9 protein-coding genes and 1 pseudogene are annotated in these 10,159 nt (G+C 75.0%); 5 read left to right on the forward strand and 5 right to left on the reverse strand.

What is annotated here, in order from left to right; genetic code table 11:
- Positions 1-93: 93 nt before the first annotated feature.
- Positions 94-867 (reverse strand): annotated as a pseudogene (locus ACFV0G_RS25820) (alpha/beta fold hydrolase); the annotation flags it as partial.
- A gap of 61 nt (positions 868-928) precedes the next feature.
- Here ACFV0G_RS25820 and ACFV0G_RS25825 point away from each other — a divergent pair.
- Positions 929-1,351, forward strand: a complete 423-nt coding sequence (locus ACFV0G_RS25825) for a MarR family winged helix-turn-helix transcriptional regulator (RefSeq protein ID WP_380552522.1) — start codon at positions 929-931, stop codon at positions 1,349-1,351.
- 81 nt (positions 1,352-1,432) lie between these two features.
- On the opposite strand, the gene ACFV0G_RS25830 is transcribed toward ACFV0G_RS25825, so the two are convergent.
- Positions 1,433-2,452, reverse strand: coding sequence for an LLM class flavin-dependent oxidoreductase (locus tag ACFV0G_RS25830; RefSeq protein WP_380552525.1), 1,020 nt, complete (start codon positions 2,450-2,452; stop codon positions 1,433-1,435).
- A gap of 907 nt (positions 2,453-3,359) precedes the next feature.
- On the opposite strand from ACFV0G_RS25830, the gene ACFV0G_RS25835 reads away from it, so the two are divergent.
- Positions 3,360-4,562 (forward strand): IS110 family transposase, encoded by a 1,203-nt coding sequence (locus tag ACFV0G_RS25835; protein WP_380552528.1) that lies wholly within the window; start codon positions 3,360-3,362, stop codon positions 4,560-4,562.
- 36 nt (positions 4,563-4,598) lie between these two features.
- Here the strand turns inward: ACFV0G_RS25835 and ACFV0G_RS25840 are convergent, their stop codons facing one another.
- Positions 4,599-5,045 carry an ankyrin repeat domain-containing protein gene (locus tag ACFV0G_RS25840; RefSeq protein WP_380552531.1) on the reverse strand — a complete coding sequence of 149 codons (447 nt, stop codon included), beginning with the start codon at positions 5,043-5,045 and terminating at the stop codon, positions 4,599-4,601.
- Positions 5,046-5,158: 113 nt separating this feature from the next.
- Between ACFV0G_RS25840 and ACFV0G_RS25845 the strand changes: the two genes are divergently transcribed.
- Positions 5,159-5,842, forward strand: coding sequence for a hemerythrin domain-containing protein (locus tag ACFV0G_RS25845; protein ID WP_380552534.1), 684 nt, complete (start codon positions 5,159-5,161; stop codon positions 5,840-5,842).
- A gap of 52 nt (positions 5,843-5,894) precedes the next feature.
- Here ACFV0G_RS25845 and ACFV0G_RS25850 read toward each other — a convergent pair whose 3' ends face one another.
- The gene (locus ACFV0G_RS25850; protein ID WP_380552537.1) at positions 5,895-7,016 is read right to left on the reverse strand and encodes an alpha/beta hydrolase family protein; all 1,122 of its coding nucleotides are present in this window, start codon (positions 7,014-7,016) and stop codon (positions 5,895-5,897) included.
- Positions 7,017-7,272: 256 nt separating this feature from the next.
- On the opposite strand from ACFV0G_RS25850, the gene ACFV0G_RS25855 reads away from it, so the two are divergent.
- Positions 7,273-7,695, forward strand: a complete 423-nt coding sequence (locus ACFV0G_RS25855; protein WP_380552540.1) for a DUF5958 family protein — start codon at positions 7,273-7,275, stop codon at positions 7,693-7,695.
- 18 nt (positions 7,696-7,713) lie between these two features.
- Here ACFV0G_RS25855 and ACFV0G_RS25860 read toward each other — a convergent pair whose 3' ends face one another.
- The gene (locus tag ACFV0G_RS25860) at positions 7,714-9,150 is read right to left on the reverse strand and encodes an MFS transporter (protein WP_380552543.1); all 1,437 of its coding nucleotides are present in this window, start codon (positions 9,148-9,150) and stop codon (positions 7,714-7,716) included.
- A 331-nt stretch (positions 9,151-9,481) separates the two neighbouring features.
- Between ACFV0G_RS25860 and ACFV0G_RS25865 the strand changes: the two genes are divergently transcribed.
- The gene (locus ACFV0G_RS25865) at positions 9,482-9,928 is read left to right on the forward strand and encodes a hypothetical protein (RefSeq protein WP_380552546.1); all 447 of its coding nucleotides are present in this window, start codon (positions 9,482-9,484) and stop codon (positions 9,926-9,928) included.
- The last annotated feature ends 231 nt before the right edge of the window (positions 9,929-10,159 follow it).

Here is a 10,159-nt window from a genome sequence, read left to right on the forward strand (position 1 = left end):
GCGCGCGCCCCCGCGCCCAGCCCCCCCCCGCGCGTCGGTGGCGCGGGGCGTCGGGGGCGCGCGAATACCGCCGGGCGCCGCCGCGCCGCTGCCCGTCGCCTTCAGGTGGCCCTCGACCAGTGCGAACGTCACCTCGGGCTGCTCGACGTGCGGCAGGTGGCCGGCCTCCGGGACGAGATGGAGCCGGCCGTTGCCGAAGGCGCGGGCGTAGGCCGCGCCGTACTCCGGGCTGACGATCCGGTCGCTCTCGCCCCACACCAGCAGGGCCGGCACCTGCAGCCGGCCGAGCCGGGGCAGCAGCGCGGGGTCGTGCATGTACGGGTCCCCGGCGAGGGCCCGGGCGGCGACCATGTTGCCCTTCCGGCGTCCGAGTTCCTCCTCGGGGAGGTCGGCCGGGTCGAGGTGGAAGCGGTCCGGGTCGTGCCAGGAGTGCTCGGCGAGGCCCCGGGCATCGAGCACGAAGACGTCGGTGATCGTCTCACCGGGCACGTCGATGCCGACCGCATTGATCAGCACCAGCCCGGTGACCGTGCCGTCCTCGTCCTGCGCGGCCAGTTCGGCGGCGAGCCAGCCGCCGAGCGAGGAGCCGACCACGAGGACGTCGCGCAGCCCGCGGCCGCGCAGGAACTCCAGGTACGTCCGGGCGAGGACGTCGATGCCGGTGATCCACTCGGGCCGCGGCGTGCCGTCCCAGCCGGGGTGCACGGGCACCAGGGTGTGCGCGCCGGCCGCGAGGTGCCGGGCGAGGCCGGCGACCGTGGCCCGGCCGCCACCGCCGTGCAGGATCAGGACCGGTCGGCCGCTCCCCGTCTCGGACAGGGTGAGGGGCAGGTCGGGGGTCAGGTGTGTCGTCGTGTCCGCAAGCATGCCGCCAGAGTAACTAAAGATGTTTAATTAAGCTAGCTTGGTCATCACGTAGACTCGCGCCATGCACAATGAGCTGCAGATTCTCGGCAGAGCACTGAAGCAGGCGCAGTACCGCCAGCACCGCGCCCTGGACAGCGCCCTGGCGTCCGCGGGCACGACCCTGGCGCAGTGGGACGCCCTGCGCGCCATCGGGCGCACGCCCGGCGCCTCGGCCCGGGAGCTGGCCGCGGCAACGTTCCAGAGCGAGCAGTCCTTCGGGGCCCTGATCGGCCGCCTCGGCGCGCAGGGGCTGGTCGAGCGCCGGCCCGGGCACGGCCGGCGGATGGAGCACCATCTGACGGATGCCGGCACCCGCATCCTGGAGGCCGGGCACCGGGTCGCCGACGAGGTGCTCGCCGACTGCTTCGCCCCGCTGTCCCCGGGCGAGCGCGAGACCCTGCGCGGCCTGCTCACCCGGCTCGTCGGGGCCCCGGACCAGGAGTGACGCCGGACGTGGCGCGACGCCGGACATGACTGCGGGCCGGACGTGACCCCGCGCCGATCGTGACGCGGACCCGCCGGCGGCTCAGGCGGCCGGGTGCCAGCCGAGCGCCGGGCCGAGCCGGGTGGCGATGTCGGTGAGGATCTGCACGTAGTCCTCCTGCTCGAAGGTGAACGGCAGCGCGAACGCGACCTCGTCGACCTCCCGGAACGCGGGGTGGGCGTACAGCTGCTCGGCGATCTGCTCCGACGTGCCGACCAGGTCGGGCGCGTACAGCAGGCGCGCCGGGCCCTGCGGTGCCGTGGTGCGCGGCAGCCGCGCCCGGGCGTACTCCCGGTAGCGGGCCCGCTGGGCCGGGCCGGCACTGTCGGTGGGGATCACGACGAGGCCCTGCGAGACCCGGGCACCCGCGCCGCCGGGGTGCGCCGCCCGGAAGGCGCGGATCTGGGCGAGCTGCACCGCCGCGAAGTCCTCGCCCTCCTCGGCCTTCACCACGCTGCTGGTCAGCAGGTTCATCGCGTTCTCGCCCGCCCGGCGCGCCGAGGCCAGGCTGCCGGCGCCGTACCACATCCGGTCGCCCAGGCCCGCGGCCTGCGGCTGAACCCGGTCGGAGAACACCTCGAAGCCCTCGGTGCCGCGGAAGTCGCTGGCCGGCTCGCCGCGGACGAAGTCCAGCAGCCGGCGCAGCCGGTCGTGGCCGAAGTCCTCGGTGTCGGCGGTGTGGGGGTGCAGCGCCGCCCTGATCCGGTCGTAGTGCATCGGCGGGCCGACGCTGACCCCCGGGTTGAGCCGGCCGCCGGACAGGATGTCGACCGTCGCCAGGTCCTCCGCCAGGCGCAATGGGTTCTCCCAGCCGAGCGGTATGACCGCGGTGCCCAGCTCGATCCGTCGGGTGCGCTGCGACGCCGCGGCCAGCACCGCCACCGGGGAGGAGATGCCGTACTGGAGGTGGCGGTGCCGCAGCCAGGCGCTGTCGAGGCCGAGCCGCTCGCCGAGTTCGACGAGCGCGAGGGTGGCCTCGTGGCCCGGCCGCGGGTCCGCTCCGTCGAACAGGCCGATGGTCAGGAAGCCGAGCCTGCGCAGCGGCTCCGAGGGAAGCGGCATCAGGTCCTCCGGTCGAGTGGCGCGCCCGGCGGACGCCGAGCGGTCTCCCGTGATGGTGACACGGGCCGACCGGGTACGTCCGATCGGGTCGCGAAAGGGTCCGGGAGGTACCCGAACGACCGCGACGCACCGTCAGAAACGCCGCTCCGCGTCGGGCCTGCGGGGGCACAGGGAGCCGTGATCGTATTTGGAAGCGCTCTCTGGCGCACTGCTAGGGTGACCGGGGGTCAGTTCGACGGGGTGGTCGACCGGGTCGCCGCACCGGGCGTTGCCGCCCTGACGTGCGGTCCGGTCCGTAGGACGTTCGGCCCCGCGGGGTTGGGTCCCGGCGTCGACGTGCAGCACACCGGCGCCCCGGGCCCGGCCCTCGGACGGCCGGGCCGTGCGCGTGGGGGCGGGGCGCCGCGCGGACCGGGAGATCGGACGACGGGGACGGGTCGGGGGGTGGGTACCGTGCTGCCGGACGAACACGGGGGGCCGTCGGCCGCCCCCCGCGGAGCGCGGTCGGCCCGGCGGATGCGGCGGGCGCGCCGTGCCACCGCGGTCTCCGGTCCGCCGCCGTCCTCCCCGCTGCGCCCCGACTCGCAGGGCTGAACGCCCCCGCGGGGAGACGGGCCTGCCGCGGGTCGCCGGTCGGCGCCCGCAGCCACGGCCAGCCCACGCCCGTACCCCCCCCCGTTACCTTCTTCGTGGCCCCGCAACGGGGCTCCCGGCCTCCGGTCCGGCATGACTGTTCCCCCCTGTAGTTCGCATGATCCGGGGGGTGGTGTCACCGGGCCGGAGGCATCGGTAGACCGCTGATAGGGGCAGGACCACCAGCTCGCTGGGAGGCTCTTCGTAACGTGGATGCCGGCGACTGGTGCCACGCCAACGAGGCCGGGACGGTACGACCTCGTAAGGGATCAGCGTGATCGACACCGGCGATGTGGACGTCTTCCTCGGCCTGGACGTCGGCAAGGGCGAGCACCACGGCACCGCCGTGACCCGGGCGGGCAAGCGGGTCTTCGACAAGCGGCTGCCGAACAGCGAGCCCAAGATGCGGGCGATGCTGGAGAAGCTCACCGCGAAGCACGGCACGGTCCTGGTCGTGGTCGACCAGCCGGCCTCCATCGGCGCCCTGCCGCTGGCCGTCGCGCGGGACGCCGGATGCCGCGTCGCGTACCTTCCCGGCCTGACGATGCGCCGGATCGCCGACCTCTACCCCGGCGAGGCCAAGACCGATGCCCGCGACGCTGCGATCATCGCGGACGCCGCCCGCACCATGCCGCACACCCTGCGCGGCATCGAGCTCACCGACGAGACCATCGCCGAACTGGAGATGATCGTCGGATTCGACGACGACTTGGCCGGCGAGGCCACCCGCGTCGCCAACCGCCTGCGCGGCCTGCTGACCCAGATCCACCCGCACCTGGAACGCGTGCTGGGACCGCGGATCGACCACCCGGCGGTACTGGCACTGCTGGAGCGGTTCGGCTCACCGGCCGCCCTGCGCAATGCAGGACGCCGCCGCCTGCAGAGCGCTGCCCGGCCCTTGGCCCCGCGCATGTTCGAGCGCCTCGTCGAGGACATCCTCACCGCGCTCGACGAGCAGACCGTGATCGTCCCGGGCACCGAGGCGGCCGCGCTGATCGTGCCGAGCCTGGCAGGCTCACTGCGGGCCGTCCTCGACCAGCGCAAACTCCTGGAGAAGCGGATCCAGGAACTGCTGGACCAGCACCCTCTGTCGAAGATCCTGACCTCGATGCCCGGCATCGGAACGCGGACCGGCGCCCGGGTCCTGATCGACGTCGGCGACGCGAGCGCCTTCCCGAGCGCCGCCCACCTCGCGTCCTACGCCGGGCTCGCGCCGACGACCCGCAGTTCCGGCTCTTCCATACGCGGCGAGCAACCCTCCAGACGGGGCAACAAGCAGCTGAAACGGGCGTTCTTCCTGGCCGCGTTCGCCTCACTCAGCGATCCGGCATCCCGGGGCTACTACGACACGAAGATCGGTCAGGGGAAGCGGCATACCCAGGCCCTCCTCTGCCTGGCCAGACGCAGGGTCGACGTCCTGTTCGCCATGCTCCGGGACGGCACGTTCTACGAATCACGACCGGCATCCTCAGCCTGACCGGGCCAGAAGTCAGGCCTGTGCTCACCGGCTGGGTCACTCGCCACGAGGCAGGTGGGCCGCCGCATCGTAGTTCGCGATCCTGCCGGCCAGGCCACGCGGGCTCACTCCGTGCGCGTTTTCCTGGTCGGGGTCAGCGCCAGCCTCCAGCAGCACGCCCAACGTCGCGCCCTCGCCCCTGAAGCTGAAAACAGCCCGCCACAAGGCAGTACAACCATGCTGATCGCCTACATCCGCCAACGCACCCGCCGACAGGAGCGCCTCGGCGGTCACCGGGTCCTGCGCCTGCGCGGCAAAGTGCAACGGGGTCCAACCCGCCGCATCCACAGCATCCGGATCCGCCCCGCCCGCCAACAGCTCGCACAGCTTGGCAACGTCGCCGCGCATTGCGGCATCGTGCACCGCAGTGCGCCCCATCCTGTCCCGCTCCTGGCCGCCATTTGTCATGACGCCCATCCTCTCGTCGAGCTTGACGAAAGACATAGGCCCCCCCCCCCCCACGGCCCGCCCGTGCAGACAGCCATGACCCGGCCCGGAGCGCCCGCACTGCGCTCGGCCGTACACCCTCACATGACCGGAATCCCAAGGTGAACGTTGTGACATCGAACATCGCGGCCGAGGCCGCCCCGCACCCGTACACCCGCGAGATGGCGATGATCCACCGGATCTTCCGCCGCGAGTCGCGGCTGATGCCGGAGCTGGTGGCGAAGGTGCCCGTCGGCGACACCGCCCGCGCCACCGTCCTCGCACAGGCCTGGCGCACCTACGCCCTCGGCCTGCACGTCCACCACCAGGGCGAGGACGAGCTGCTCTGGCCCGCGGTCACCGCCCACCTGGACCCGGACGACGCGCAGGTGCGGGCCATGGCGGAGCAGCATCGCGAGCTGGCCGAAACCCTCACCCGGACGGCGCCGCTGATGGACTGCTGGGCCGACGGCGCGCTCGCCGAGGACCGCGACGCCCTGATCGCCGCGCTGGAGGAGCACCGCAGGGTGCTCTGCGCGCATCTGGACGCCGAGGAGACCACGGTCATGCCGCTGGTCGCCGCCCATGTGAGCGAGGCCCAGTGGCGGGCCGTGGGCGAGCGCGGCCTGGCCGACACCCCGCGCAACCGGCTGATGGTCGCGCTCGGCGCGATCCTCGAGGACGCGACGGCCGAGGAGCGGGCCGAGTTCCTCGGCCGCCTGCCGTTGCCGGGCCGGATCCTGTGGCGGCTGGTCGGACAGCGCCAGTACCGGCGCGAGATGTTCCGCATCCGCGGCCACCACCGCCTCCCCTGACCACCGGCCGGCCCGACCTCCGCCCGCAGTGCAGCCACGGCGAACGGGACGGTCAGCCCGCGTCGGGGCCGGTGGGGAGCGGGCCGGGAGTGAGCGGGCCGGTGGCCAGCGGACCGTCGAGGCGGGCAGTGAGCCAGTCGGCGGTGGCGGGCAGCCAGTCGGCGAGGGCCGTGCCGAGCAGGTGGTTGCCGTGCGGCACGAACAGGAGCTCGGCACCGTCCACCTGATGGGCCAGCAGGTCGGCGTTGGTGACGCCGGGGATGCGGTCCTCGCCGCCCTCGACGACCAGGAGCGGCACCTCGATCGCGGCGGCGAGGCCGGCCAGGTCCACCCGGCGGGCGAAGGCCCGGGCCGCCGCGGTGCCGCCGCATCGCTGCGCCAGGGTGGCCCGGACGAACGGGACGACGCCGTCCCAGTCCAGCCGGTACGGGCCGCTGACCAGTGCGGCGGCCCGTAGCCGGGGCTCGCGGGCCGCCGCGGTCGCGGCGAACCAGCCGCCCAGACTGAGCCCGATCACGGCGACCCGCGACGCGTCCACGTCCCCGCATGCGCGGAGGGTGTCGATCACGCGGCCGACGACGAGGTGGTAGTCCGGCTCGAACGTGCTGGTGGCGGCGAGCGAGCCCTGGCCCGGGCCGTCCATGGCGAACACCGCCGTCCCGCGGGCGAGCAGCGCCTCCGCCACGCGGTGGAACTCCTCCTTGCCGGAGTCCAGTCCGGGGACGATCACCACCACGGGCGCCCGCCGCACCCCGGCCGGCCGGCGCAGCCAACCCGCGAACCCCTCGCCGACGAGCCGTTCGGCCTCCGGCTCCAGCAGGGCCAGTGCCTCCCCCATCGCCCGGTCCGCCGCGGCGGCGATGCGGGCGGCGGCCGCCCGGTCGGGGTGCGGGACCAGTCCGGCGAGGTGGTACCAGCGGGCCGCCGTCCGGTACGCCTCCCCGGCCGTCCTCGTCCGGCCCTCGCCCGCGGCGGCCGCGCCTGCCGCCCGGTGCCGGTCCGCGGCCGCGCGGCAGACGTCCGGCCACTCGGTCAGCGAGCGCAGCCCGGCGGTGACCCGGTCGTACGCGTAGAGGTCGAGCCCGGCGCCGTGGGCCCGGGGCCGGGTCTCCGCAACGAAGGCCGCCGGCAGGCCGGGCGTGTCGAGGAAGGAGAGGTCGGGAGCGTCGGTCATCAGGTCCTCGCGTACAGCCGGGAAGGGAACGGGATCGGGCACGGCGGCGATCGGGCCCACCCGGGCCGCGACCGCCGCACCCAGCAGACCCCGCGCGCGGCCGGGAGAGCCAACAACGGGCCCGGCACGTGCGACAACCCGAGGTTGTCACACCTGGTCGGACGGCCGATCGGGAGGCGCCGGACACCCGGCGGAACTCCCGGCGGCCGGATCCGCCGCTGTGTCATCATCCGTCCGGACAAGGGGAGGTGGGGTCATGGAGGCCGAGTACGCAACCGTCCTGAACGAACTGGCGCAGGGGCTGCGCCCGATGGCAGAGGGTGTCGCGTGGTTCGAGGGCCTCGCCGACGACCGGCAGCGCGCCGTGCTGGTGACGGCTGTGCACGCGGGCCTTCAGGCGCGTGCCACCACGGACGACGCGGCCGAGAGCATCCGGCGGTCGGGCATCCGCCCGACCCACACGCCGGCGGTGCTGATCGCGCGCGGGCGGGTCTCCGAGCAGCTGGGGAAGATCGTCAACCTGCCCCGGGGCGAGCGGGTGAAGTCGTTCCGGCTCCTGACCGCCCTACTGGGCGTCGCGGACGAGCGCAGACGCGAAGGCTCCTGCGCGCACGGGTGCAGCCATGCCTGGCACCACCTGGCTCCCCCGGGTCCGCTCCCGGCGCCGCCCGCCCACTGATCCCCCGTCGGCGGTCCCTCAGCCGTCCGACCGCCGGTCCGCGATCCGGCCGGCCGGGGTCGGGGCCGGGACGCAGAGGCGGCCCAGCACGGCGGCCGTGAGGTAGGCGAGCGCGCCGACGGCCATGCTCACCCGCACGCCCTCGCCGTAGCCGGCCGCGGTGGCGAGCAGGGTGCCGCCCAGCGCGACCCCGGCCGCGCTGCCGATCTGGCGGGTGGTGTTGAACAGGGCGGAGGCGGTGCCCCCGTACGCGGCGGGGGCGGCCGACATCACGGTGGTGGTCGCACCGGTCAGGGCGAAGGAGGTGCCGAACCCCGCGGCCATCATCGGGACGACCAGCAGCGGGTAGGCGGGGTCGGTGCCGGCCGCCGCCCAGCCCGCCAGTCCGGCGGCCGCCAGGAGCATGCCGGAGACCACGAGCGGGCGGTGGCCCGTCCGGCGGGCCAGCCGACCGGAGAGCGCCGAGGCGAACATGGTCATCGCGACCGCCGGGAACAGGGCGAGCCCGGTGCCGAGGGCGCCGTAGCCGCGCTGGTGCTGGAAGTCCAGGCTGGCGGTGAACACCATCCCGTAGAACGCGAAGTTGAACAGCAGTCCGATCGCGGCCCCGCCGCTCAGCGCGCGCGAACGCAGCAGGCCGAGCGGCAGCACGGGTGACCGGGCCCACCGTTCACGGGCCGCGAACGCGGCGACGGCGGCGACCGACAGGCCCGCGGCGGTGAGCACGGCGGGGTCGGACCAGCCGCGCCGGCCGGCCTCGTTGAGCGCGGTGGTCAACAGTGCCACGGCCGCCACGACGGCGATCTGCGCGGGCCAGTCCAGAGCCCGGTTCGGGTGCCGGGGCGAGGCGCCGACGTGCCGCAGCGTCAGCACCAGGCAGAGGGCACCGACGGGCAGGTTGATGAGGAAGACCCAGCGCCAGCCGACCGTGCTGACCAGCAGTCCGCCGAGCAGCGGCCCCGCCGAGGCCGCGATGCCGGCCATCGAGCCCCACAGGCCGAAGGCGCGCGAGCGCGCGGCCGGATCCGGGTAGGCCTGCTGCAGCAGCGCCAGCGAGCCCGGCACGATCAGCGCCGCGCCGAGGCCCTCGACCAGCCGGGCGGCGATCAGCACCGCCGTGGACGGCGCGAGCGCGCAGCCGGCGGACGCCGCCGTGAAGACGGCGACCCCGGTGCAGAACACCCGCCGGTTGCCCCGCCGGTCGCCCAGTGCCCCGCCGGTCAGCAGCAGGCCCGCGAAGACCAGGGTGTACCCGTCGGTGATCCACTGGATGCCGGTGAGCGAGGCGCCCAGGTCCCGGCCGACCACCGGCACGGCCACGTTGATGATCGTCACGTCCAGGATCACCATGAAGTACCCGGCGCACACCGCGAGCAGCGGCGCCCAGGTCCGCTGTCCGACCGCCCGCCGGGAGCCCGCGGGCCCGCCGCCGTCGGCCCGCTCCGCATCCGCCACGCCACGCTCCCGGCCCACCGTCGCCCGACACCCCGGGCACCGCCCACCCTACGAGACGCCCCCGCCCGCCCTGCGGGACCGCGCCGGAACTCCCGGGCCGGGCCAGGCCGGGTGGTTCGAGGACGAGGGCAGGTGGGGGTTCGCGCGCACGACGGGGCGCGGCATGCAGGGCGTCGGCGGGATGCCCGGGCCGGTCGGCGGGCGGGCGCCCCGGGCTTCGCGCGCGGGCCGCCGGTCACCCGCTGCGGGTGGTGCGGGAGGCGGTCCACGGCCCGCAGTCTGGGCTGGGGACTTCGCCGGGCGCACGCCCCTGACACCTCCGGAGGCCACGATGGCGACCGCACCCTACCCAGCGGGCGGATTCCGCCCCGCACCGCCGCGCACCACGGACACCGGCGAGTCCATGCGGGTCTTCGCCGCCGTCATGCTCGGCGTCCTGGCCCTGTTCAACGGACTGGACGGCATCGCCGCCATCAGCCGCTCCAAGGTGTTCGTCGGCGGCGCCCGCTTCGTCTTCGGCGACCTGCGCGCCTGGGGCTGGGCCATCCTGGCCCTCGCCGTCGCCCAGGGCTTCGCCGCGGCCGGCGTCCTCGCCCGCAACCAGCTCGCCCGCTGGTTCGGCGTGGCGGTCCTCGTCCTGAACGCCTTCGCCCAGATGGCGTTCATCCCCTCGTACCCGGTCTGGTCGGTCCTGGTCATCGCCCTCGACGTGATCGGCCTCTACGCGCTGATCGCGTACGGCGGACGGCCGGAGAGCCCGCCGCCGCCCGAGGCCTGAACCGCACGACCGGTGCGCGACCGAAGACCCGGCGGATCACCGGTCGCCCCGGCACCCCGCTGCGCCTCCTGGGGACGCGCGGCGGGGTACCGGTGCCGCGCGGCGGGGTACCGGTGCGGGGGGGGGGGGGTCCGGGGGGGGGGGGGCCCGGGGGGGGGGGGCGGGGGGGCGCCGGGGGGGGGGGGGGGTGTGGCGGTCGCGGGTGGGCGGGGGGGAGATAGCACCCCCGCC

The sequence above is a fragment of the Kitasatospora sp. NPDC059571 genome (genome assembly GCF_042735675.1).
Lineage (GTDB): Bacteria > Actinomycetota > Actinomycetes > Streptomycetales > Streptomycetaceae > Kitasatospora.